Below are 24,775 nucleotides of genomic sequence, written 5' to 3'. Positions count from 1 at the left end.
GGCCCTGTCGCCTCACCAAACTTCCCGCCAGTTCACGGGAACGACGTTGTTTTGCATCTGCGGAAGGCTGAGCGGCTGCAGCGCGATCCCGCCACCCTTGGTCACACCGAAGAACGCCTTGGTCTCGTCGTCTCCGAACGTGACCTTGAGCGATGTCGGAATACTCTGACCGACGAGCACGAACCGGTCGTTCGTCGTGAGGATGCCGCCGGCGCCGGAGCCCTCTCCAGACCCGTCGCCTAGACCGCCTCCGCTCGTGCCGGCCAGGTCGAAGCTCGGACTCCCCGTGAGGGGACTCATGGCGTACAGCCGCGCGGACCCACCGGCCTCACAGACGACCGTCGACGGCGTAAACGTCGCGAACGCGACGTTGAAGAAGACGGTCGGCGGCGCGAGGACCTTTTCACCCACACCGAGGAGCCGGATGAACCAGCCGTGCTTGTCCGCGATCTGCCCGATGAGAGTCTCTTCTTCAGGCGACCCCGGTTGGACGACAGTGTTCGTCACGTCGACAAAGTCTGACTCATGGAGATTGTTCGCCGCGTCGTCACGGACACCGTAGAAGCGATCCGTCACCTGCGTCGACAACGGGCTCGAGCGATCGCCGGTGCCGAAGTAGACCATGACGGAGCCGGCGTTGATGACGGCATCGGGCGCATAGTAGATCCGGTGCCCCGCCGGCGCGCTGAACAGCAGTTCGACCGAGAAATCATCCCGGATCCGCCACATGTTGCCACCCATGTCGCCGATGTAACCCCGGTCGAAGACTCCGTCGCCGTTCACGTCAAACACGAGCGCGTCACTCGGGATCGCGTAGTCCATCCCACTCCCGCCGGCCTCGGCGAGCTTGTTGCCCGTCGCGAGATCGATCACGTAGATCGTGCGGCCCATCGCGCCCGAGGAGTTCGGAGTGCTGATGGCCGGATCATCGAAATGGGTGTCGTAGCCACCCCCCACGACCGCGACCGGCGCTCCGCCCGCAAGGCTGTACTTCGTCATGGCAGGAGTCGACATCGTGAGGCCGAGCTCCGAGTAGCCGCTCGTCTGATCGTTTACGCGCCACAAGAGCTTCGGCGCCGTCTTGCTCGTGATGTCGAGCCCGTAGTAGGCACGACCGCCGCGCCCCAGGCCGAAGACCAGCGTCTTCTCACCGCTCGTCCCGTTGAACACCTTCGGCGACGCATCCACGAAGAAGGGATGCGTGGACGCCTGCCCCGGGCGCAGCAGATTCAGGTTCCCGAGCACGTCCGGCGGAACGAACGCCCACACCTCGGCGCCTGTCGCGTCATCGAAGGCGTGTAACATGCCGTCGTTCGCACCCACGATGATCAGCGCGTTGTTGCCCGCCGGATCGTAGTTCACGATGAGCGGCACCGAGTGAATGATGTCGCCGAGGATCCAGCTGCGGGTCTCGGTGATGTCGCCGTCGTCGTCGCTATCGTAGACGTCGACGCCGTGTATGTAGTCGATCAGCGCATCGCGCTCAATCTGCGTGTCGTCGGGCGCGACCAGACCCAACATCGCCGGCGTGATCGATCCATTCGCCTTGTCAAAGGCCTGCCCGGACGCCGACAGGTCGAGCCCGCCGAGTGCCCCGACGCCGCCGCCCGTGTACGTGAAGATGTTCCGGTTGGCGATGTTGCTCTGCTGCAGGACCGCCCCCACGCCGCCCGACGTCACGGAGCTTCCCGAAGCGCCCCCGGTCGCGCCATCCCAGTACGACTCCGCCGTTCCCAGAATGGTTCCGTCGCCGAGCGTCGCGGCGCCCGGACCAGGCGTACAACTCGGCGAGGAAGCGTTGCAGACCGTACCCGAGTCTCGGTTCAGACCGTACTTCTTGATATTACCCGTCCATTCCTGCTGACCTTCGCGCGGGCTGAACAACGCCACGTACAGACGATCGCCGGACTCCGTTCGGTTCGTCTGGCTGACGGGCACCACGGGCGCGACGAACGACTGCGCATCGTTCTTGATGAGGTTGATCGCTTCTCTCAACTTGTCGTCGAGCTTATCCGGATCGGCCGCCGACAGGCAGTCGCCACCGCCGTACTTCTTCGAAGCGCGCCACAGCATCGACCCGCCCCCGGGGCTCGTGTCCCCGGGCGCCGGCTCCTGACAGAAATCGAACCCGAACGAGATCGCGTAGAGCGCGAGAGGCTGGTTCTGCGAGTTCCCGAGCGGGAACTCGCCACGGACCTTGAGCATCACGTCGTCGAGGTAGTCCGAGCCGCAATTGTACATCTCCCCCGTCGTCGCGAGATATGCCGGGCTAGCCGGGTCCTCTTTTCCGTCCCCGTTCAGATCGCCCGGGGTTCCTGCGAACGACTGGAGGCGATTGAACGTACAGTTTTGCTGATTGCTCGTGAAGAAGTCAGCCTCCACCTCCGGAATACCGTCGGTCACCATCAGCACGTAATTCCGCTGACAGACGTACTCGACTGGTGACGTCGTGAAGCCGGGAGCGCCGGCGGTACCGTTGAAGTAGTTCCACGCGTCGATCAGGCGATGCGACGTCGGCGTGCCTCCGTTGGCACTCATCGCCTGAATGGCAGACGTCAGGCTGGCACGCGAGGAGGCGTCCATGTCCTGGACCGGGGACACGAAGGCCTCGTTGTTCACGTGCCAGTTCGTGATGTCGGCGGGATCCGAGTAGTCCATCGAGTTGTAGTCGATGCCGGCCGGATCGAACACCGTCATCCCGAAACGAACGTTGTCGTTCTCGGCATCGTTGATCGCCGACGTCATCACGCCCTTCGCGATCGCCATCTTGTTCTGCTCCGCGCACGAGTCGCCCGGCACCGAGCTGCAATCCACATCACTCGTGCAGGGCTCGAGGCTGGCAACGCAGTTCTTGGGAGGATTCGTTTCGAAGTTCCGGCGGTTACCCATGCGCCGACGCGAATCGCGGTCATCGATGTCGTCGCCGTTGGGAGGCGGGATGATGTCGGTAAACGAACCCGCGCAGTGGCTCTGATCCACGACCCAGTCCGACTGCGTGCGGCCGCAGCGGCAGTTCGAGTGGACGTTACCGCCGCTGATGCCGTTCTTGTCCTTACAGCGTGTATAGACCGTGCCCGGAGTGAACGAGCCCGTATAGATCGTGTTCGGGTACGTGTTGTACGCCTGAAGCCCCATGCTCCCCGAATTGTCCATGATGAGCAGGACGTTCGGGGCCACCTGAGTACCGGTGAAGATGTCGGTGTCCAGCCCAGCCGCCGTGCCAACCCATCCCAGGATCAGCACGATCGGCAAAACGGCGCGCCGCGAGAGCCTTTTCATTGCCGTCTCCTCACCACCCCATCACGAGCCGCAATCAGCGCACGGCCCCGGCTTGGCTGCTTGCATCTGAACCCGCGCCATCGGGTCGATCCCCAGAGTCGTCGTGTTCTTCTGGGAGTCGAGCTGGAAGTAGTACATCTTTCCCAGCCCCTCTCCCTGCCCAAACTGAGCGGGGCGGGTCTTGCCGTCGCTCGTTCGGATCAACAGGTTTCCCGGCAACGCACGGTAGTTCAGGTACGAAGCCGTGACCGACGCCTCGAGATTCGCCGACGTCGAGTTGTGATTCGTGTAGCGATCCCCCATGTCGGGAACGAAGTTGTCCTGCTCGCCCAGCGCGTAGTAGGCCCCACCGTCGGCGGCGTAGAACGCGCGCGACGCCTGCGAGGCGATCGCGCCGGTCAGGGTGGACATCTGCCCGCTCGACGCGACGACAACGGAAAGGCCCGAGAGCGCCGCGATGATTCCCAGAGCGGCGATCATCACGATGCCGCGCTCATTCCGAATCGTCTTCATTGGTACATCCTCAGCTTAGATCGAAGCGGAACGTCAGATTGCGAACGTTCACTTCGGTTTCGACAGTCGACTGCGCAACCGGAATATCCGGGAGCGGCGAGGGATCGCCCGCAACCACCGCCAGAATCACGGACCGGAGATTGTCGCCGGGCGCCGGCGTGACTGTCCCGTCCTGATCCACGAACTGGAGATCGAACTCCATCGCGTTATCCGCGACCACTTGGCCATCGCGCTGCAGCAGGTCGTCCTCCCAGGTGTAGATGATCTTCTCGATCTGCGTGACGTTGGGGCCCACCGGATACTGATGGTCCAACGAGGAATCGAGACCGATCGTCAGGTTGCCGCCGACGGTCGAGACACTGGTGATGGTCTTCACTTCCGAGTCCAGTCCGGAATCTACCAGGACGTGCTCACCGGTCACGAACGTACCGTTCGCCGGCGGGTTCACGGTTAGGGTCGTAGCACCCGGCGCCGCCCCGATCTGCAACGTCGTCTGTACGTTGTTGAAGGCACCGCGGAGCGTGAGCGTGGTCGTACCGCCGCTCTCGTCGTACTCGATCGGCGGGAGGTCCTCGTCGGGCGACACGCCCAGCATGCCGAAGCCCGCCATGCGGAGATCCTGCAGGAGAAGCGTTCCGGTCCCGCGGCCGGTCGACTGCGCGTCGGCCAGGCCCGCTTGATAGACCGCACTGCGACCCTGGACAGCGACCGCTCCCCAACTCGCGCCGAGAACGACGAGGCCGATGAACGCCGCCATGAGGAGCTCGGCGATCGTGAGGCCACGCTCGTTCAAAAGAATCCGGGCCACGTGGCTCCCGGCAACTAACCTCACGTCACGCTTCATGGGTTCGTCACCAGACTCACCATCGAAGTCTGCGTCACCACCCGCATCCCGAGGCGACTCGACCAGAAGACGATGACGCCGACCCTCTTGGACAGATCGGAGTTCGTCACGAGGCGAACCACAGTGAAGTCGACACCTTCGGCCTCCACCGAATCGACGTCGGAGGTGACGTCTGCGAACGTGCTGCGCCGCATCAACTCGATCTGCTCGTTCGCGATGAACGTCGCGAGTCCCTGGTTGTTCCCCAGAGACTGCGCCCGACTCGAGAGCGTATGAACGCCGGCAAAACCGAGGAAGGCAATCGCCATGATGAGGGTCGCCGCCATCGTCTCGATGATCGTGAACCCGGCCTCACCGCGGAGTCGGCGCAGGATGCTCACTTCCACGCTCCATCACCACGACGCCACATCCGGGTGCGACCGGCGCCCGTGATCGAAATAGCAAAGGCGGTTTTTCCGTCGTCCGACGCCACGAAGAACGCTCCGGGAGCGGTCGGCAGTCCCCGACCGGTGAAGATGATCTGGCCCGGGCTCGGCCCGGTCACCGTCCCGCCGTACGGATCGAGGGTCACGCCATTGAGGCTGAAATCCACGTCGGGCATACGGGCCGTGAGGTCGATCGCTCGGATGACCGGATCCGTCGCGGGTACGACCGCTCCCGGGCTCGCCACGCGATGCACGTCATAGATCATCGGCGGATCGCCCGTGACGTTGATGTAGTGAGCGACACCGGTCCGCAGACTCATCGTCCGCGCCCAGTTCAAGTCGCTCATGACCTGTGCGGCGGCAGCCTGCGTGCGCATCTGAACAGCCATCAGCGAGAATTGCGGGACCGCGATGCCGGCCAGCGTCACGATCAGGCCCGTCACCACCATCAGCTCGGCGAGCGTCCAGCCGGCCTGGTCGCGCAGCCGGCGCCCAAGTCCGGCACACCTGCCCCGATTCGGACGCGGCGCCCCGGAGCCCATGGGCCCCGAACCTCGCAAGCCGACGGCTCGTCTCAGTAGTGATTTTTGGCGAAAACAACTCACGCACGCCCTCCGGAACTCCTTTGGATGCAAAGGATGTTCCGCGCAGCCAGATTAGCGCATTCGCTATAAAGCCTTGCTGCTGCTCGGGTTTCGGTTAAGATGCCGCGAGTCGGAAGCGGCACACCCGGCGAAATCTCGACGGTCGTGTCGGATCGTCAACGAAGTAACGCCCCCCCCGCCGCGGCGAACTAGGGTCTCTTGTCTAATCGGATTGGTCATTGCGCGCCGCGCTGGCGAACACGGGCTCTGTTGATCACTCTCGGCCTCATACTGGGTATCGGCGTCGGCGAGCTCGCCGCCCGTGCCATCGGGTTCGAGTACCGTCCGCACATGCGAAACCGCGTCTACTTCGCCGAGCCCGATCGCGATCGGGGTTGGCGCAATCGAGCGGGGATCGCCGGCCCTTACGGGGGTGACGAGTTTCTCACGTGGGTGACGATCAACGAAGCCGGCCAGCGCGGCCCCAACCACCCCATGCACCGCACGCCGGGAAAGACGCGGGTCGCGATACTTGGCGACAGTCAGGCCTGGGGAGACGGCGTCGGCGACGATGAAACGTTCGCCGCGCGGCTCGACGACGCGGAGACGGAAGTCCTGAACTTCGCCGTCATCGGCTACGGCACCGACCAACAACTCCTCACGCTCGAGCAGGTCGTCGCGCCCTATCGACCCGACGTCGTCGTGATCACCGCGTACATGGGCAACGACTTGCACGACAACGTGTACGCCGGGACCTGGCAATTTCCCAAGCCGTGGTTCCAACTTACCCACGACGGATCACTCCAGGTGCAGGGCGTTCCGGTGGAAGCGTCGGCCCTTCTCCAGGTCGGCATCGAGATCTATCGCGGCGCCATGCGCCACTCCGCAATCCTGAACGCACTCGCGGAAACGACGGTGGACAAGAACCAACCGAAACCCGGCGGCCGCGAGCGTTGGCATCTCGGTGGGCGCCCGATGCGCAGCGTGTACACCGCGGACGTGACCGAAGCGGACGCCGCTGCGCTTCGCATCACGGCGCGCCTCCTCGTCGAAGTCGGGCGGCGCGCGCGCGCCATGGGCGCGGAGCCCATCGTTCTGATTCTCCCCGATCCTTGGCAGGTCGAGGCCAGCAACGATCCGGAGTGGAGAGCGGAACTGCGCGAGAACGGCATCGATTGGCGGCGCCCACAGAAGGTGCTCCGGCGCGCACTCGAGGCCGAGGACATTCCCACGATCGACGCAACACAACTGCTCGGACGTGAATCGCGCGGACACACGGGGCGCGAGCGCACCTACTACCCGCGCTGGAAGCATCTCACCGTAGTAGGGCACCAGGCGATCGCCGACGCGCTCCGTCCGAGGCTGGCTCTCGGCTCAGCCACCGGCGAGGCCGGTCAGGACCGGTAGGCGAGGAAGGCGAAGAGCCCGATCAGCATCGGCCACCGCCGCGGCATCGAACGCAACGCGACACGCACCCGAGAAGGCCACCTCACGCGCCCACAACATCCCGTCCAGTCGACAGGACTCCCCGCCGATTCGCACTTGCCCCTCGACGAAGACGACACCCGCGAAGTCGACCTCACCCATCACGTCGAGATCCCCCGCGACGTATAGGAGCCCCGCCCCGAGCAACCTCGGCACGACGCCGCCGCGGATGCGCAGCGCGACCGGATTGCCGCGGGCACCCACCGACGCATTCAGCACGTCGGGCGCCCACTCGTCGAGGCCGCTCCGAAGAGCGAATCGGGAGAGCGGGAACCGGCGCACCGTGGCCATGCCGTCTCCCTCGATGCCCGCGCCCGCTACCTCGGCGGATTCGATCGCGGCTTCGAGTTCCACCGACGACGCAGTCCCGATCGCCGCCACCCGGTTCGCATGACTCCCCACGATCGTGACCAGCCGGTTTTCGGAACCTCCGAGCGCCGCCGCTTCGAAGCTGAGGGGGCCGCCGCCCAGGACAAGCGTCGCCGGTGCGTAGGGCTCCGCCGCAAGGGCCACCGAGGCCACGGCGACGAGCGCCGCGTCCCGAACCGCGGTCGCCGAGGATCGCACGACGACCCGACGCGTGTCGCCTGCAGCAGCGACCTCGAGCCCGTAGCCAAACGGCGGGCCGGGAAACGCAACCCACCCTCCTCCCGCGATGGGCCACGGCCCCGGTGTGTCGGGCGCCGCGAGCGCGTCGACGGAGCGTTCCGCGAGCGCGGTGAGGTCGACATCCGGAGCGAGCAGCGCTAGGCCGTGCCGCACGCCCGCCTCCGCCGTGTACGCCGCCTGCAGCTCCGACCGCGCGCGCCCCGCCGCCCAGAGCTCGGCGCGTGTAAACCAGAGGCTCGCCCCGGTCACGAGACCGAGGAGCGCGAGGAGAAGAACGAGGCTCAACAACACGAGACCCGATTCGGCCTTCGGATTCATCGCACGCCCTCCCGCACCCGGACGGAGGCCCCGCCCGAGAGCAGCACGCGCCCCGAGACATGGCCGATCCGTTCGACGACTTCGAGATCCACCTCCACGCGGCGAACCCGCGCCCGATCGGCATCACCGAGGCCTCCGGTCGCCGACAACTCCCGGCCACGCCCGTCGAAGTAACGCAGCCGCAGCCCACCCTCCGGCACCTCCGCGACGACCGCCATGGACTGCGCGCCTACACGCCGCGCGACTCGCCCGCCCTGCCGACCCGACCACGCGAAACCGACGCTCTCCTCAGAGCGCACGTCGATCGCACCGTCGGAATCGGCATCGCGCGTCAGTGCGAACGCACTCGGGTGCGCCGTCGCGACGGCCGGGAGGCCCCGCTGAAGAGGATCGGCTCCCGCCCGCTTCACGTCGCGCAAAGCCGTCCGCAAAGCCCACACGGCGCCGCTCGAAGCGCCGAGGTCCGCCTGGACCTGCAGCGCGAGTGCCGCGTGTGTCCGGAGCAACTGAATGCCCGCGAGAATGACGACGAGGCCGAGTGCCGACGCGACGAGCAGCTCCACGAGCGTACTCCCCTCTTCCCCTGGCCTCGGCCTCACAACGCCACTCCAACCAAGGTGAGAATCGTGAGATCCGGGGCTTCCCAGCTCGCGGACACCTCGACCCGCGTGAGCCCCGGCGCCGGCGTGTCCGGCACGATGCGCCAGACGCGGCGAACCGCGATCCCCGAAGACTCCGTGCGATCGGTACCACCCGTCCGGTCGTCTGCCCGCAGCGACAACAACTCCTCGAGCTTCCGCTCGGCGGCGAACAGCCCGGCGGCCTCCCCGCGTGCAGCCCATCCGAACCTCGCGAGCGCGTGCCCCGAGCCACTCGCAACGACGCCGACCGCACCCACGAGCCCGAGCGCTGCTAGAACTTCCAGCAAGGTAAACCCGGCCCGACGCCTACGGCGACGCCTCTCCCGCTCACCGGACGTGGTCATCCGTCCTCCCGATCCCGCAGGCGAACGCGTCCGCGCTGGTTCACCACGACCGAGCGCTCGTGCTCCGCGTAGCCCAGCGTGAACGTCGCATTCTCTGCCCACCCATTGGGTCCGAAGCGCACCTCCCCGCCGGAGGTCACCGCGACGAAACGAACGTTACCCGGAAGCTGCGTTCGGACCGGCGCGATACCTTCCGGGCCCACCTCGAAGGCGCTCGGGCCCACGACCCGAACCCACCAAGGTTCCCCGTGCGCGAGCGCCGCGAACCGGGCGCGCGTCAGGGCCGAAGCCATCCGCAACGCCCCCGCGCGGAGCTCGAGCATTCCCATCATGCTGCTCAACTGCGGCACCGCCGCGCCGGCGAACAGCGAGAGCAAACCGAGCAACACCAACAACTCGAGGAGCGTCACACCCCTCGTACGATCGACCTTCATCACACCTCCGAGCTTTCTCTCGGAGGACCGCGTGCGGACCGGGGTGTTCGAGAACTAATCAGGTCGCGCGCGCGTCACAAGGGATCGCGGTCAGATCTGCGAGAACCCGGCGTAGGAAATGTACCAGCGCACAATCGCGTGGCCCCAGAAGAGCGTCACGAGGGCTCCCAGCGAAAGAAACGGTCCAAACGGGATCGCGAGCTTCCGATCCGCTCCGCGCGAAGCCATGAGGGCGATCCCGATGGCCGACCCTAGAAGCGAACCAAGCAACAAAGTGAGCAGCACACCCTGCCAGCCGAGGAACGCGCCGATCATCGCAAGGAGCTTAACATCCCCGCCCCCCATGCCCTCCCGCCCGGTCCAACGTTCGTAGGTCCACGCGACAGTGAGCAACAAGCCGCCGCCGACGAGGACGCCGAGAACCGCATCGGTGATGGCCGGCATCCCGGCGGGAATCGCCGCGGCGAGTCCCAGCACGATCCCGGGCAAGGAGATCTTGTCCGGAATGATCTGATGATCGAGGTCGATGTACGCGATGACAAGCAGCGCGCACGAGAAAACGAACTGAACCCCGAAGGCGGGTGTCGGTCCATGTCGGGCGAACAGAACCACCGCGATCAACGCCGTGATGAACTCGATGAACGGATAGCGAGCGGAAATACCCGTGCCGCACCCTCGACACTTCCCTCGCAGCAGTACCCAGCTCAACACCGGGATGTTGTCGTACCAGGCGATCGTGCTGCGACACGACGGGCATCGAGACCGCGGGCTCACGACGGATTCACCGAGCGGAACGCGGTGGATCACCACGTTCAGGAAGCTTCCGACGGCCGCGCCCAGATACAGCACGGCGCCCCATATGAGATATTCAGGCGCCACGTTGCGACTCAGAATCGCATGACGACGCAGGCAAAACCAAACGGGCCATCAGGATTCTGTCTGCGGCGCCATGAGCCGACCAATCCGCCATGCGCCCCACGCCATGAACGCCCCCGCGTACCCGTCCACCGCGTAGTGCCATCCCAGCGCGAGCGAGCCGGCGAACGTGATCGCTGTGAGGACCCACAAGACGGCCGACATCCCACGCCATCTCCAGGTCGCGAGAGCAAAGAGCGTGAACATGCCGACGTGCAAGCTCGGGAGGGCCGCGACCCCGTAGTAGAGCTTCACGGCGTAGTACTCGGGGCCGGAGCGGAACTGCGCGTAATCCTGGATGAGTGTCCACTGCAGGTGTTGCGCGTACGGGGCGAGATCCAGCCACACGAATCGCGAGGGCCAGTAATAGATGGGGCCGAGCGCGGGCCAAACGATGTAGATGAGACTACCGAACATCCACAGCAGGCAGTACGCGAAGAAGAACGTCCCGCGAACCGGCCGCAGCCGGGTCGAAAAGAGGAAGAGAAGCGGCACCAGAAGCTGCACCGGGAAGAACACGAGGTACGCATGATCGAGGAACGGTAGTAATCCGTACTCGGCCGCGAACTCAGTCGCCCACACAGCGGGTTCGACACCGAAGTGCAGCCAGGCGTCGAGGCGCCACAACGGCGAGTCGTACAGCGTCGGATTCAGCGCGGGCACGTACTGCTTCAAGTTGACGAAGACGACCAGGGTCACGTGCACCGCGACCATCGCGGCGACGAACTCGAAGAAGATTCGCGGTGACAGCAATCGCGCGGCGAGATCCCCCAACCGCACACGCGGACCGATGGAGCGATCGAGTGCGTATGCGAGAGCGAGCGAGCCGTACGCCACCACCGCAACGAGCTGAATCTGCGCAACGAGGTGCGCGATCGGCCAGTGCAGCGGCAGCCCCAGGAAGAGCGCCGCGGCGTAGCCGACCGCCACGTAGACGCCCACCAGTGCAAGGCAACGCCAGGTCCAGGCCGAAGCACCGGTCAGGTACGACCGGAGTCCCTCACTGGACCGCTCGGCGCCCGGTTCGATCGCCAGATCCAACCCTTGGCTCATGTATGGGCTCCCCTTCCCTCTGCTTCCAACCACGACGGCTCCGGCGACTGCGCGGGTGCGACCGTCTCCGCGTTCTCCTCGGCGGCGGTCGATTGACCCGCAGTGGCGCGCACCAACGCGCCTTGTCCGTCCGACACCTCGACCGCCCACCCGGACTCGAGCAAACGATTCGACGCCTCCCGTGCCGCCTGCGTGGTCGGCGCGGCCGGCATGACGAGCACACAGGTCGGACGCGCACAGCCTCGACCCGCCGCCCAATCCTCGATCGCACAGAGATCGCCGCGCCGGAGCTTCGCCGGTACCCGCCACGCGGCGAGGGGCAGATAGGCGAGCGGAACGACTGCGGCCCCCTCACAACGGCTGTCATCGGCGATCACTTCGACGCCGCGATAGGCAAGTGCTGCATGCGTCTCGAACGGATCCAACATCAGCTGCTTCCTCCACTGGAAGTCATCGGATCGGTCGGCGAGAAGCGCGAGGGCAAAGATCGTGACGAGGCCCGCCCGTCCCCAGCGCGGCAGCGGCGCAGCCGAGGCGACCGCCGTTGCACCGTACGCGGCGAGAATCGTGAGCGCCGCCGACAGCACCCAGAAGAAGCGGGTGAAGAAAACGAAGGGCTGCAACAGGGCGAGACCGACGTAGGCGCCGGTCAGGAGGAGCGGAACCGTCAGGACGACGAGCCTCGGATCCACCCCGGACCGCGATTCGCTCGTAGCGTCGGAAGCACCCGCGCGCCAGGCAAGAACCGACCGCACCGCGTAGAGCGCCGCGCCGATCAAGACCAGGGGCCATGTCCGCGCGAACAGCAATCTCCCGAACCAGTCGACGAAGAGCATCTCGAGCGAATCGAGCCAGCCCAGTGGCGGGCCCTGCGCGACGTGCACGAACGCTTTGTGCTCGTCCGGAAGGCCCAATGAGAGAATGCCCGCGAGGATCGGCCGCCCGTCCAGGGCCGCGTCGAGCGCCGAGATCGCGGGAATGGCGAGGAACGGGATCGCCACCGCGACGAGCCGTCGAGACAGAGTGATCTTCGGCACGACCAGCACCGCGAGACCACAGACGAGCGCCAACGGCTTGGCCAAAGCCGCGACCAAGATCGCCACCCCTGCCCAGACCACTGCGCGAATCGAAAGAGCATACATCGCCGCTAGCAGCCCGACGCCCACGTAAAGATCCGCGCTCGAGCGAAGCGTGAGGATACTGCGGAGAGGATCGAACACGTACGCCACCGCCGCCAGCACGGCCGCGGCCGTCCCGAAGAGATTCGCTGCCAGCAAGAACACGAAGGCTCCACCGACCGCCGCGGCGCAGAGGGTCAGCGCAGACGAGACCTCCGGACTCCCGGTCGGTCCGAACAGAGCCACGGGCAATACCTTCGGCACCGTGTACCCGAACGGCGTCGCCGCCCCCGCCGCCCAGTCCCGGTAGTACGCGAGATAGGAGAGGAGATCCGCGTCCAGATGCGCGTTCGGATACTCCCGCGCGAGCCAGAGTCCCTGCGCAACAACGGCAAGTGCCGTGAGACACGCGCCGATCCACCGCGGTCCTCCGAAATCCCCCCGAGCCGGACTCATGGGAAGTAGGTCGCCAGACGCGGGAAGTCGTTCCGGTCCTCGACCGACGCGAGTCGCCTGAGCGCCTCGTCGGTGCGCACGCCCGGCCGGACGAACACGAGAGAAGCAGGATCGGAGTACACATAATGCAGATCGTCACGCGCAAAAAGCCGTGGATGGATGTTGCGCCAACGCTGCACGACGACGATGTCGGTGGGATACTCGTCGAGGAGTCGCTCCCATCCGGCCGTGCCGTTCATGAACGCGAAGTAGTCGTCGATGACCTGCTTCGGGTAAACGGCCTCGAAGCGTCCGTCGATGAAGACCCGCGACTCGGGCGCCATCTTCGTGATCGCATAGGCCCCCCACTCGAACGGCATCGCCAGATTCCCGTCGAATCCGTGCTCGGTAAGGAAGCCCAAGGCATCGACCGGGTAATCGAGTCGTCCGTAGCGGATCGCCCCGCCGTGCTCGTCGATTTGACGGGCGAATCCCACCACCTGAAAGAGCGCGACCGAGGCCGCACCGGCGGCGAGTACTGCGAAGACGGGCCTTCGCGGTCGAAGCGCCGGAAAGCGCCTTACCGCCAGAAGGCGCACCTGCTCCATCGACACGACGAGGAAAGGCGTCGCGACGATCCCGAACAGGACGGTGTGGCGCTGATGCTTGAAGGCCATGTACGCGGCGAATGCGTAGAAGGCGACGCGCCACGCGAAGGCGGGCCACGCCGCGCCCGGCGCACGAGGCTCGCTCCATCCCGGCCAGACCACGGCAATGCCGAGGGCCGAGAGGAGGACCATGATCTTGAACCGCAGAAAGTGGCCCGAGAAGAGCGCGACCGGATACCACTCCGAAATCTGACCGTGCATGTCGAGCGTGCGTGCGAGATAGGTATACAGCTCGATCCCGTACGGATTCGCGATCGGCGCAAGGACCGCGGCCACGCAGACGACCGCGAACGGGCCAATGCGCCGAACGGCCTCGCCGACGGATCGCCCGGTGCGCAGGGCGATGATCTCCTGGATCCCGACCGAAACCGCGTACAGGCCGAACATCCCGAGTCCGACCAGGAAGCCCCCGTGCAGGTTCGCCCACAGCAGCAGAAGTGGGGGAAGGACCAAGATCTCCCAGGTCACCCGTGCCGCGTTCGCCTCTTGCCGCGCGCGGACCTCCGCCCGCGTGAGCAGCCAGCCCTCGAGTGCGAGGAACGTCATCGTGAACAGTTGCGCTCGGAACGTCGCGCCGGGTCCGATCACGGCGAGACCGAGAACCAGAACAGCGGCGGCCGTCAGGGGATGAACGTTGCGCCCTGGGCCGAGCAGACCACCCAGCACTCGGGCGGTGTCGATCAGCAGAACCAACATCGCGGCCAGAACTAGAAGCTTCCCTACCACGAGCCCCGTGGCCCCGAAGGTATCGAACACGCCGGCCGTGAGGTAGTCCGTTAGCCACTCGTGATCGTAAAAGGGCGCGCCCGCCGCGGTATAGGAGTAGACCTCCACCGTCGGGAGGCCCTCCCCCTGGAAGATCGCACGCCCGTATTGGAGGTGCGCCCAGAGGTCGGGGTCGGCGATGTTTCCGCCGAAGAAGTGGAGCGCTGCCCCCACAACCAAAAGCACCGCTAGACCGGTGATGCTCTTCGTTGTGTTCCGCACGGCGCCTGCCTCCTCAAATGCCACGTGTTCTCTCCCCATGCGAAGATGGCGTCGCCCCGGGGGGAGCGACGCCATCCCGCTTCGTGTGTCAGCCGGATTTCAGGCCGGTTGCCACCCCGTCCTTACGGCGCGTTCTGCAAACCACCGTTCTCGGAGTTCCAGTCGTAGGTCTTGTCTCCGTTCGCGTGGTTCGCCGTGGCCGTAAAGAACTGGCCCGCCGGCGTCAGGATGATGTCCACTCCAGGCGACTGCTTGAAGCCGGTCAGGCTGGTCACGTCCGAGGTGTACGCTGCATTCGCAGCGAAATAGGCCTCGGCGGCCGTTGCCAGGTTGCGCAGATCAGACGACGCTCGAGCGTTGAAACCCTGCGAGCGATACGCAGAAAACTGCGGAATTGCGATTGCCGCCAGAATGCCGATGATCGCGACGACCACCAACAGTTCGATGAGCGTAAAGCCCTTCTCGTTCTTCGCCTTAAACATTTCTTCCGAAACCTCCTGAGATCCGACCCATCTAAGCGACCGCCCCGCGCGGTAACGCTGTGCCATTTATTTTCGCCGACCCGCGATGCGCATCGGCACACCCTGGACTAGAGCAACACCGATGCCAGCCAGGCCACCTGCGCCCGCCGTCACGAGAGGAAGGTGAAAAACGTCGCAACTACGAGGCTCTGCGATTTCGCCGTCGCGGCACCATCCTGTCTGCTATAGCGTTCCCATACGCGGAGGCGTCTTCGTCCGGGCCGCGACTGCGGCAGTTTCTTGACGACCGACCATTGCGCAGACACTCAGCGTCAATCGGTGACCGCAACCGCAGGACAGAGACGCTTTGCGCGCGTCGATTTCGTGACGACACGAGCCGTCGGTGACAGAACGCGGCCACGGAGGGACCAATCGACATCGAACGCCAGCGCCTGCCCGAGGTTCGCCCCGGTGTCACCCAACCAAAAAGGAGGCGGCACTCGGAACGAACAATGCGCGCGCGGCTACGCCGCGACCTGAGAGAACGCTATGGGGCAAAGCTCGGCTCAGGGCTTCATTTCGCGCAGCAGAGTGCCGCCGTCGGCCCGGCTCAGCACAGAGTCGCTGTGCGCATCGAGGCTGTACTTCTGAAGACGGTGTCGGAACGAGCGGTAGTTGATCCCCAGCAGCACCGCCGCCTTCTTCTTCACTCCGGACGCGCGATCCAACGCCGCGAGGAGCATCTGCTTCTCTCGCGTCGCGAGCTGCTCGTCGAGGCTCGCTCCTTCGCCGTCGTCGATGGGCAAGCGGAGCGACGCACCCGGTCCATCGCCCAGCCCTGCCTCCTCGGATGCCCAAGGATCGGGACCTGAGGCGGCCGCGAGGTCTTCCGACGGCGGCAAGCTACCGTCCAACGCCGAGGCGGTCGCCTCCGCCGCGCTGGGGCGCACCGACCGAACGGGCGAGACCCCACGGATCGATTCCGGGAGATCAACGTCCTGGACGGTATCGCGGTCCGCAAGAGTGATCGCGTGTTCGATCACATTCTCCAACTCCCGCACGTTGCCCGCATAGGGATGCTTGAGAAGGAGCGACATCGCCTTGGCGCTCACGCAGCGGACGTTCTTCCCGTGCCGAGCGGCGCCGACCCGCAGGAAGTGCTCGATCAGGACCGACAGGTCGCCGCCCCGCTCGCGCAGAGGCGGAATGTCGACCGAGATGACGGCGAGCCGGTAGTAGAGATCCTCTCGGTAATCGCCGGCCTTCACCAGATCTTCCAGAATCCGGTTCGTAGCCGCAACGACTCGCACATCGACATCAACCGCCGCATTACCTCCGACCGGCAGGACCTTGTGGTCTTGCAGCACGCGAAGGAGTCGCACTTGAAGAGCCGGCGAGAGTTCGCCGATCTCGTCGAGGAAGATCGTGCCTCCGTGTGCTCGTCGGAAGAGGCCTGCCCGGTCCGCGACGGCGCCGGTGAAGGCGCCCCGCACATGTCCGAAGAGCTCGCTCTCGATGAGCGACTCCGGGATCGCGCCGCAGTTGACCACGACGAAGGGGCCGTCCCCGCGCGCACTCCTGCGATGCACGGCGCGCGCGACGAGCTCCTTTCCCGTACCGCTTTCGCCCGTCACCAGGACGGTGGCGTCGGTCACCGCAACCTTGTCGATCAAGCGCGAGACCTGATCCATGGCGGCGCACGTACCGATGAGGCCGTCCTCCACCCCCGGACCGGGGGTCGCACCGTCTTCACTATCGTTCTCGTTCTCGGCGGGCGTATCCTCGTCGCCCCCGAGCCCCAGGGGCGCGCCCTCGTCCTCCGCCAGCCGCGCCTCTAGCTGCTCGATGCGCGTGACGTCTTGCAGCATGACGATCTCGCCGATCTGGTTCCCGTAGGTGTCCCGCAGGACGCTGCGACCAATCCGCAGGCGTCGCGACTCGCCCGGCCCTACACGCTGCGAGCACTCGAGATGGCCGCGCGACTCCGCGGCCTCCGCCGACTCGAGGAGAGGGACCAGCCAGGAGATCTCGCGCCCGTGAATCGAGCCCACCGGCAAGCTGAGAATCTGCTGGGCCGCAGGATTCACCGAGCGCACGCGCCCCTCGCAGTCCGTCACGAGGATTCCGCACTCGAGCCCATTCGCCAGGACGCGATGCATCTCTTCGAGGCGCCCGACTTCATCCCGATGATTCTCGAGCTGGCCTTCGGCCACTTCGAGCCGGCGAGCAACCCCACCCACGCCGACGGCGGTGAGTCCGAAGCAGATCGCGGCCAGCGTGATCGGCCAAGCCAAGTCGTTCGTCGGCAACCCGCCGACGGCAAGCACCACGTGCTGTCCGTGTAGCAACAGCGCACCGTACGCCACGCTTGAAGCGACCGCCGCCGCCACCGCACCGGGCACCATCAGGAGACCGGCCGCGTTCGCGATCGGCAGAACGTACAGGAGCGCCATGGGACCATCGGCCCCGCGCATCGCGCCGAGCGCGCCCGTAATGAGGAGGACATCGAAAACGATCTGCAGGTAGGCGAGCCAACCCGGCCTCGCAACGGTGCGAACCAAAGCCGCCGACAAGACAGTTCCGAGATACGCCAAGGCGAGAACCGAGAACGTCACGTCTCCGAGCAGCGCACGCGTGACATCAGGCTTCGCAAACCAGAGCGCACCGGCCCCGGCCAGGAACACGCTCATGATTAGGACGCGCGCGAAGAGCAGCACCCGCAGCCGATCGCGAAGCGGCGACTGAACTCCGGTGTCCTTTGTCCAAGTGAGCGTCATGTCGAGAGCAACGAACCGAGCTGGAAGATCGGCAGGTACATCGCGATGACGAGACCACCGATGATCGTTCCCAGAATCACGATGACGAGCGGCTCCATCAGCGCGGTCAGGTTGTTGACGGCGTTGTCGACCTCCTCCTCGTAGAAGTCGGCGATCTTCTGCAACATCTGATCGATCGCTCCGGTCATCTCACCGGCGCCGATCATTTGGCACACCATCGGCGGGAAGACTCCGCTTTGCGTCAGCGGCTCCGCCATCGTGCGGCCCTGGCTGATGCTCTCACGAACCATGAAGCCCGCCTTCTCGACGACCTTATTCCCAGCGGTACGGGCCGTGATGGTGAGAGCGTCGAGAATCGGAACACCCGAGGACACCAGGGTGCCGAGTGTCCGCGAGAACCGTGCGATCGATGCCTTTCGCAGCATCTCACCCAGGATCGGAAGCCGCAGCATGAACTTGTCGATCATGAATCGGCCCTTCTCGGTCTGGTAGGTCTGCCGAATCACGATGGCCGTGATGACGACCGCCGCGACGAGCACGTGCAGGTAGGCCACAGTGAAGTTCGAGATGTTGATCACGATCTGAGTGGGCAGCGGAAGTGCCTGCCCGAAGCTCCCGAAGAGCTCCGCGAAGACCGGAATGACGAAGACCAGCAGGATCAGGGTCACGACGATGGCGACCGAGATGATCGTCGCCGGATAGATCATTGCACCTTTGATCTTGCGCTTCAGCGAGATCATCTTCTCCATGTAGATGGAGAGCCGTCCCAGGATGGTATCGAGAATGCCGCCGATCTCACCCGCCTGGACCATGTTGGTGTAGAGTTCATCGAACGTCTTCGGGAAGAGCCGCAGGGCATCGGACAGCGTAGCCCCGGATTCGACCGCCTCCTTCACCGCCAGAACCTGCTTCCCGAACACCTTGTTGTCCGTCTGCGTCCCGAGGATGTCGAGGATCTGGACGAGCGGCATGCCGGCGTCGATCATCGTGGTGAGCTGACGCGTGAAGATCACGACGTCTTTGGACTTCACGGCGCTCCCGAAGGTCGGGATCGTTATCTCGCGATCGAATCCCTTGCCGCGCTCCTTGATCTTGTTCGTGATCGGCTGGATGCGCTGCGCGCGAAGACGGTTGATCACCGCCTCACGGCTCGGCGCTTCCATGTTGCCGCGCAACGTCTTCCCGCTGGCGGTCCGCCCCTGATATGCAAATTGAGCCATCGCGTACGCCTACTTTGCCAGCACCATGCGGCCGGCCTGCTCGGTCGGCCCGCGAGCTACGCCGAGCATCTTCTTCAGTTCTTCGGGCTCCGTCGCGGCCAGCAACGCCGTCTCGGCGGTGATGATGTTGCGGGACACGAGATCGAGGAGAGACTGCGAGAGCGTGACCATTCCGAACTTCTGCTGCCCGACCTGCATCTGCGAGTAGAGCTGATGGACCTTCTCCTCACGAATGAGATTCCGGATCGCTGGGTTCGGAATCATCAGCTCGCAGGCCATCGTACGACCCCGGCCGTCGGCGCGCGGCAGCAGGGTCTGCGAGAGAACCGCCTCCGTCACGAGCGACAACTGAGCACGCACCTGCGACTGCTGGTGCGCCGGAAACACGTCGATCACGCGGTTGACTGTCTGGACCGCCGAGTTGGTGTGCAGCGTCGCGAAGACCAAGTGACCGGTTTCCGCGATCGTCAGCGCCGCCTCGATCGTCTCGAGATCTCGCATTTCGCCGATGAGCACGACGTCCGGATCCTGACGAAGAATGTGCTTCAACGCCTGCCCGAAAGTCTGCGTATCCGCGAAGACCTCTCGTTGGTTCACGATGCAGCGTTTGTGATTGTGCAGAAACTCGATCGGATCTTCAATCGTGACGATGTGGTCCTGCCGGGTCTCGTTAATCTCGTCGACCATGGCGGCCATCGTCGTCGACTTACCGCTACCGGTAGGCCCGGTGACCAGGATCAGACCACGGGGCAGCTTGATCAGCGCTTCGGCGGCCGCGGGAAGGCCCAGCGACTTCAGCGGCGGCGCTGTATGCGGAATCGAGCGAAAGACCGCGCCCACGGCACCTTTTTGGATGAACAAGTTGCCACGAAAACGCGAAAGGCCCTCGACGCCGAAGGAGAAATCGAGCTCGCTCTCTTCCTCGAACTTCTTCTTCTGCTGTTCAGTAAGGACGCTGTAGCAGAGCTGTTTCGTGTCATTCGAGTTCAGCGGTTCGTACGGCAGCGGCGTCACGGAACCGTGTACGCGAATCATCGGCGGCGCACCCGACGTGATGTGCAAGTCGGACGCCTCTTGGCCTGCCATCTCGTGAAACAACTCGTGCATCTGCATTTTGTCGAAACCTCCCCGGTCACACCGTCGCGTGCGTCACTGCGTTTGCCTATGCAAACGCGGTACCATCGCTCGGGGTGACCCTACTCCACGATTCGGCAGTTCTCGCGCCGGGCTTGACCCTTCAGGCCAAGAAGAATGCATCATCTCGCTACTTTGCTGCAGCGAAGCGATGCACGGGACGAGACGTTTAGTCCGCCATGCTAACGCGCATGACTTCCTCGACAGTGGTGATACCCTCGATGATCTTCTCGACGCCGCTTTGGCGGAGGGTCTTCATCCCGTCTTCCATCGCCTGGCGCTTCAACTCGGCGGACGAAGCCCCCGAGAGAATCAGCTCGCGCAGCAAATCGGTCATAATCATCACTTCGTACAATGCACTTCGACCGCGGTAGCCGGTCGTGCCGCAGTTCTGGCACCCGTTGCCGCGGTACGAAAGGATCGGCTTTGCCTCCTCCTCGGGTACGCCCATGTCGATCATCACCGAAGCAGGAATCTCAATCTGCTCGCGACACTTCGGACACACCACGCGTGCGAGACGTTGCGCCATGATGAGGTTCACCGACGAAGCGATCAGGAACGGCTCGATGCCCATGTTGAGCAGCCGGTTGACCGTCGAAGGCGCGTCGTTCGTATGGACGGTGGACAGAACCAAGTGACCCGTGAGCGCCGACTTGACCGCGATCTCCGCGGTCTCGAAGTCACGGATCTCACCAACCATGATGACGTCGGGATCCTGTCGCAGGAAGGCGCGCAGTGCCGATGCGAAGTTCAGTCCGATGTCCTCGTGCACCTGCAGCTGGTTGATTCCGACGAGATTGTACTCGACCGGATCTTCCGCGGTGGAGATATTGGTCGTGATCTTGTTCAGCTCCGACAGGGCCGAGTACAGCGTCGTGGTCTTCCCGGACCCGGTGGGCCCCGTGACGAGAATCATGCCGTACGGGCGCATGATCGCGTCCTGGAACTTGTCGAGGGACTCCTGCTCGAAGCCGAGCGTCTTGAGATCCAGCTGCACGCCACCCTTGTCGAGCAACCGAAGAACGACCTTCTCGCCGAAGAGCGTGGGCAGGGTGGAGACACGAAGATCCATCTCGCGGCCCTGACCGATCTTCACCTTGATTCGTCCATCCTGCGGCAGCCGGCGCTCGGCGATGTCGAGCGAAGCCATGACCTTGATGCGCGAGATGATCGCGCTCTTCAGCTTCACCGGCGGCTGCATGATTTCGTACAGAACGCCGTCGATTCGGAACCGGACGCGCAGTATCTTCTCGTACGGCTCGATGTGAATGTCGGACGCGCGTTTCTTGATTGCGTCGGTAAGGAGCGCGTTCACGAGTTTGACGACGGGCGCTTCTTCCGTCGCCTTCTCGAGCTGTTTGAGGTCGAGCTCTTCCTCGGCCTGAACGACCTGCATCTCCTCGTTGCCGAGCTCGGAGAGAACGTCGCCATAGTTGACGCTGTGCTCGTAGTACCGCTCGATCACGCGCTCGATCGATCCCGGACCGGCGATCGCCGCGCGAACGTCGAGTCCCGTGAGAAACTTCACCTCGTTGATGGCGACGAGGTTCGACGGATCGGCCATCGCGAGCGTCAGACTCGTTCGGCTGAGGCTCACCGGAACCACGTGGTACTTGTTCGCCAGCAAGGCCGGGAGGACGTCGATGACTTCAGGCGCGATATCGAGCGCCGCCGGGTCGACCACCGGAAGGTGGTACTCCTCCTGCAGGATGGTCAGAAGCTCCTGCTCGGAAAGCCCGCAGAGCTTCACCATCCAGGTGGTTAGGGCGCCGCCGGCTTCCCGAAGACGAGCCGTCGCCACCCGAAGATCGGACGCGCTGATGACGCCCTGCCTCAGGAGCAGGTCACCAACTCGACTACCGACAGCTTGGGCTTTGCCCCCGCCCGGCTCTTTCGACTCTCTCGTGAAGGCTTCCACTCCGCCCAAACCCAATCGACTCTCCGCCGCCCCAAATCTGGTTCACGTGACGCGCTGGGGCCCGGCGCGCACACGCTCCCCGACCCTGGATCGGAGCCAGCGACGAGGAGAGGATCTTGTCTGCATATCGGCCCGCATTGCGCACCGCTTGAGGGAATCCGGTGCGGCCAACGTATTTCATAGGCACCCCTGGCGAAGACGCCATGCCTTGGGCCACATCGACATCGGTCCTTTTTCCTAGAGCGTTCGCGGCCGATAGACACTCCAGAGGCCACGAACATTGGTTGCGACCCCCTATGCGCTTCTCCCCCTCTTCGCCGGGGTGCTCCTCACCGGGAGAAAGCGTTGGGTGAAACGGCGGCTGATAGCGGCGCTCCCCGTGATCACGCTCACGTGCCTGTGGCTCTCCACCCCTCTGGTGTGGGATCAGGCCACTCTCACGAACGAAACGCCCTTGCCCGCTATCGTCGTCACGCACGGGCCACTCTTCTGGCTGCATGTTGGAAACGCGTGCGTGCTCCTCACCGTGTCGACCGGGCTGCTCATCGCGAAATACGTTCGCACCTGGCGAGAGCACTGGGCCGAGGCGATTGCTTTGCTCGGCGTAATTCTGAACCGGGTCGACCCCGAGAGCTCGCTGTACGCGACCGACTGCCACGACACGTACTACGCGCCCGGCTATCCAGAGACCGATCCGACCGCCGGCGCCTGAGTCTGGGAGCCTTCCGCGAGGTCGGCCGAGCCTACCGGTGCCGCAGAGCGCACCGACCCTACTCAGGAACCCGACGTTGTGCCGGCCACACGGCCCCTTCATACTCAATCCGGGTCATGTCGAAGCGGAGCACCATCGGCGCTGCCGTCTCAGGCGTCATCCTCGGCGCGTGCGCGTCCACGCCCGCCGTCCTCCAAGGGGACTTCTACGAGCCGATCTCGCCCGACCAGGCAGCGGTCCAACAGCGAACCGGCTCCTACGTCCGGTGGGGCGGCGACATTTTGTCGGTGACGCACGGCAAGAACGACACCTGCTTCGACATCCTGAGCCGACCGCTCGATTCGCGGGCCAAGCCCGAGCAGGGCACCGACTTCGCCGGTGGTCGATACCGCGCCTGCGCACCGGGCTTCTACGACCCCGCCGTGTACAAACCTGGCCGCGCGATCACCACCACCGGCCTAATCGACCGCGAAGCGACGCAGTCGTTCGAGTCCTTCAAACTAAAGGTGCCGGTCGTGACGGCGGAAGTCGTGTACCTCTGGCCGCGGCGGGTCTACTACGCGGCCCCCTACCCCGCGTACGGCTACGGCTGGGGTTTCGGCGCGTCGCCCTACGCATACCGGTGGGGTCCGTACTACGGACCCTGGTTCGGCGCCGGCTTCCCGGGCCCCTATTACGGATACGGCTACGGGTACCGATTGCCGTATCGGTACGGCTACCGGGGCGGTCACGGTGGCGGTAGACACTATCGCGGCAGAGGTGGCGGGGGTCGCGGCGGCGGCCGAATGGTTCGGGGAGGAAGCGGTGGAAAGTTCGTCCGAGGTGGGGGGGGGCAGCGCGTCCCGGTTGGACGGCGCTGACGCGAAGGTGGAGGAGACCGGAGAGCCATCACCGGCCGGCTGGCGCTGGGCCTGGGAGGTCCTGCGCGAGACGGTGAAGGAGTTCGGCGAGGACCGTGGCCTCCAACTCGGAGCCGCCCTCGCCTACTACACCGTCTTCGCCGTCGCCCCGCTGATCCTAGTCATCCTGTCCCTGACCGCGTTCTTCCTCGGCGCCGATGCAGCGGGGGGCCACCTGACCGAGCAGTTCCGCGGTCTCGTCGGCGAAGAAGGCGGTGGGCTGATCGAGCAACTGATCGAGCAAGCGGCCAAGGGCGACACCGCAAGCTGGGCCGGGATGATCGGGCTCGCCACCGCGATGTTCGGCGCCTCGGGCGTCTTCGCCCAGCTCCAGGCCGCGCTGAACCAGATCTTCGATCTGAAGCCGAACCCGACTCGGTCCGGAGTCGGCCGGTTTCTTCGCGCCCGGCTCGTATCTCTGGGGATCGTGGTCTCGGTCGGGTTCCTCCTCCTGGTCTCGCTCGTTGCGAGCGCCGCGGTCGCGGCGATCGCCGACCAGATGCGGGCCGTGGGAACCGCCGGCAAGATTGGCGCACAGGCCGTGAGCGTTTCGGTATCGCTCGCGATGGCGACGGCCCTCTTCGCGCTGATCTTCCGCGTCCTGCCGGATGCCGAAATTCGATGGAGGGAAGCGCTCGCGGGCGGGTTTGCGACCGCGCTGCTCTTCGCGCTCGGCAAGCTCCTGATCGGGCTGTACCTCGGGCGCTCGTCCCTCGCCTCGGTCTACGGCGCGGCCGGATCGCTCGCCGTCCTGCTCGTGTGGGTCTACTACTCGGCGCAGATCGTTCTCTTCGGCGCTGAACTCACTCAGGTCACCGCCCGGAAGCTCGGCGTCCCCATCCAGCCGAGCCCGTGGGCCCAGCGCGAAGGCAACAAACCGACCTGAAGCCGCGGCGGTCCGAGCTCCCCGGAACGGCGCGGTTGAACCGACCGGCGCAAGGCGGCAGAACCGACGCGTGGGAGACTTCCGAGAAGACACGCGCGTCACTGGGGGCGAGGGTG

The 24,775-nt window shown here is 65.0% G+C and carries 22 protein-coding genes; 4 read left to right on the top strand and 18 right to left on the bottom strand.

Features of this window, described 5'->3' with window-relative positions; translation table 11 throughout:
• Window positions 1–12: 12 nt before the first annotated feature.
• From P8R42_03430 to P8R42_03410, 5 genes are read right to left on the bottom strand one after another with little or no spacing between them, the layout of a single operon-like run.
• Complete coding sequence (locus tag P8R42_03430) at window positions 13–3,279, bottom strand: PilC/PilY family type IV pilus protein (protein MDG2303701.1); 3,267 nt, start codon at window positions 3,277–3,279, stop codon at window positions 13–15.
• Between the two features lie 21 nt (window positions 3,280–3,300).
• Window positions 3,301–3,792, bottom strand: a complete 492-nt coding sequence (locus tag P8R42_03425; GenBank protein MDG2303700.1) for a hypothetical protein — start codon at window positions 3,790–3,792, stop codon at window positions 3,301–3,303.
• A 10-nt stretch (window positions 3,793–3,802) separates the two neighbouring features.
• Entirely contained in the window at window positions 3,803–4,636 is an 834-nt protein-coding gene (locus P8R42_03420) for a hypothetical protein (GenBank protein ID MDG2303699.1), read from the bottom strand.
• A complete protein-coding gene (locus P8R42_03415) occupies window positions 4,633–5,016 on the bottom strand; it encodes a hypothetical protein (GenBank protein MDG2303698.1) in 384 nt (127 codons plus the stop codon). Before P8R42_03415 ends, P8R42_03420 begins: the two co-directional genes overlap by 4 nt.
• Window positions 5,013–5,603: a hypothetical protein gene (locus tag P8R42_03410; protein ID MDG2303697.1), complete on the bottom strand. Its 591-nt coding sequence runs from the start codon at window positions 5,601–5,603 to the stop codon at window positions 5,013–5,015. Before P8R42_03410 ends, P8R42_03415 begins: the two co-directional genes overlap by 4 nt.
• A 312-nt stretch (window positions 5,604–5,915) precedes the next feature.
• On the opposite strand from P8R42_03410, the gene P8R42_03405 reads away from it, so the two are divergent.
• Window positions 5,916–7,052 carry an SGNH/GDSL hydrolase family protein gene (locus P8R42_03405; protein MDG2303696.1) on the top strand — a complete coding sequence of 379 codons (1,137 nt, stop codon included), beginning with the start codon at window positions 5,916–5,918 and terminating at the stop codon, window positions 7,050–7,052.
• On the opposite strand, the gene P8R42_03400 is transcribed toward P8R42_03405, so the two are convergent.
• From P8R42_03400 to pilB, 13 genes are all read right to left on the bottom strand, one after another.
• Entirely contained in the window at window positions 7,020–8,057 is a 1,038-nt protein-coding gene (locus P8R42_03400) for a hypothetical protein (GenBank protein MDG2303695.1), read from the bottom strand. The genes P8R42_03405 and P8R42_03400 overlap by 33 nt on opposite strands.
• Window positions 8,054–8,620 carry a hypothetical protein gene (locus P8R42_03395; protein MDG2303694.1) on the bottom strand — a complete coding sequence of 189 codons (567 nt, stop codon included), beginning with the start codon at window positions 8,618–8,620 and terminating at the stop codon, window positions 8,054–8,056. Before P8R42_03395 ends, P8R42_03400 begins: the two co-directional genes overlap by 4 nt.
• 32 nt (window positions 8,621–8,652) lie before the next feature.
• Complete coding sequence (locus tag P8R42_03390; GenBank protein ID MDG2303693.1) at window positions 8,653–9,042, bottom strand: prepilin-type N-terminal cleavage/methylation domain-containing protein; 390 nt, start codon at window positions 9,040–9,042, stop codon at window positions 8,653–8,655.
• On the bottom strand, window positions 9,039–9,476 hold the full coding sequence (locus tag P8R42_03385; GenBank protein MDG2303692.1) for a hypothetical protein: 438 nt from the start codon (window positions 9,474–9,476) through the stop codon (window positions 9,039–9,041). Before P8R42_03385 ends, P8R42_03390 begins: the two co-directional genes overlap by 4 nt.
• Before the next feature lie 90 nt (window positions 9,477–9,566).
• Complete coding sequence (locus P8R42_03380) at window positions 9,567–10,325, bottom strand: prepilin peptidase (protein ID MDG2303691.1); 759 nt, start codon at window positions 10,323–10,325, stop codon at window positions 9,567–9,569.
• Window positions 10,326–10,403: 78 nt separating this feature from the next.
• Window positions 10,404–11,444, bottom strand: coding sequence for a phosphatase PAP2 family protein (locus P8R42_03375; GenBank protein MDG2303690.1), 1,041 nt, complete (start codon window positions 11,442–11,444; stop codon window positions 10,404–10,406).
• Window positions 11,441–13,018 (bottom strand): hypothetical protein, encoded by a 1,578-nt coding sequence (locus P8R42_03370; GenBank protein ID MDG2303689.1) that lies wholly within the window; start codon window positions 13,016–13,018, stop codon window positions 11,441–11,443. The genes P8R42_03375 and P8R42_03370 overlap by 4 nt, the downstream gene beginning before the upstream one ends.
• On the bottom strand, window positions 13,015–14,652 hold the full coding sequence (locus tag P8R42_03365) for a hypothetical protein (GenBank protein MDG2303688.1): 1,638 nt from the start codon (window positions 14,650–14,652) through the stop codon (window positions 13,015–13,017). The genes P8R42_03370 and P8R42_03365 overlap by 4 nt, the downstream gene beginning before the upstream one ends.
• Window positions 14,653–14,774: 122 nt before the next feature.
• The gene (locus P8R42_03360; protein MDG2303687.1) at window positions 14,775–15,200 is read right to left on the bottom strand and encodes a prepilin-type N-terminal cleavage/methylation domain-containing protein; all 426 of its coding nucleotides are present in this window, start codon (window positions 15,198–15,200) and stop codon (window positions 14,775–14,777) included.
• A 479-nt stretch (window positions 15,201–15,679) separates the two neighbouring features.
• Window positions 15,680–17,890 carry a sigma 54-interacting transcriptional regulator gene (locus P8R42_03355; protein ID MDG2303686.1) on the bottom strand — a complete coding sequence of 737 codons (2,211 nt, stop codon included), beginning with the start codon at window positions 17,888–17,890 and terminating at the stop codon, window positions 15,680–15,682.
• On the bottom strand, window positions 17,887–19,110 hold the full coding sequence (locus P8R42_03350; GenBank protein ID MDG2303685.1) for a type II secretion system F family protein: 1,224 nt from the start codon (window positions 19,108–19,110) through the stop codon (window positions 17,887–17,889). The genes P8R42_03355 and P8R42_03350 overlap by 4 nt, the downstream gene beginning before the upstream one ends.
• A 9-nt stretch (window positions 19,111–19,119) precedes the next feature.
• Entirely contained in the window at window positions 19,120–20,223 is a 1,104-nt protein-coding gene (locus P8R42_03345; protein MDG2303684.1) for a type IV pilus twitching motility protein PilT, read from the bottom strand.
• Between the two features lie 190 nt (window positions 20,224–20,413).
• Window positions 20,414–22,087 (bottom strand): type IV-A pilus assembly ATPase PilB, encoded by a 1,674-nt coding sequence (pilB, locus tag P8R42_03340; GenBank protein MDG2303683.1) that lies wholly within the window; start codon window positions 22,085–22,087, stop codon window positions 20,414–20,416.
• A 397-nt stretch (window positions 22,088–22,484) separates the two neighbouring features.
• On the opposite strand from pilB, the gene P8R42_03335 reads away from it, so the two are divergent.
• The 3 genes from P8R42_03335 to P8R42_03325 all read left to right on the top strand — a co-directional run bounded on the left by P8R42_03335 (window position 22,485) and on the right by P8R42_03325 (window position 24,659).
• Complete coding sequence (locus P8R42_03335) at window positions 22,485–22,874, top strand: histidine kinase N-terminal 7TM domain-containing protein (protein ID MDG2303682.1); 390 nt, start codon at window positions 22,485–22,487, stop codon at window positions 22,872–22,874.
• 116 nt (window positions 22,875–22,990) lie between these two features.
• Window positions 22,991–23,734: a Slp family lipoprotein gene (locus P8R42_03330; GenBank protein ID MDG2303681.1), complete on the top strand. Its 744-nt coding sequence runs from the start codon at window positions 22,991–22,993 to the stop codon at window positions 23,732–23,734.
• Window positions 23,679–24,659, top strand: a complete 981-nt coding sequence (locus tag P8R42_03325; protein MDG2303680.1) for a YihY/virulence factor BrkB family protein — start codon at window positions 23,679–23,681, stop codon at window positions 24,657–24,659. Before P8R42_03330 ends, P8R42_03325 begins: the two co-directional genes overlap by 56 nt.
• Window positions 24,660–24,775 lie beyond the last annotated feature (116 nt).

The organism is Candidatus Binatia bacterium, from assembly GCA_029243485.1.
Taxonomy (GTDB): Bacteria; Desulfobacterota; Binatia; order UBA12015; family UBA12015; genus VGTG01.
This window is presented reverse-complemented; position numbering and strand designations above follow the sequence as displayed.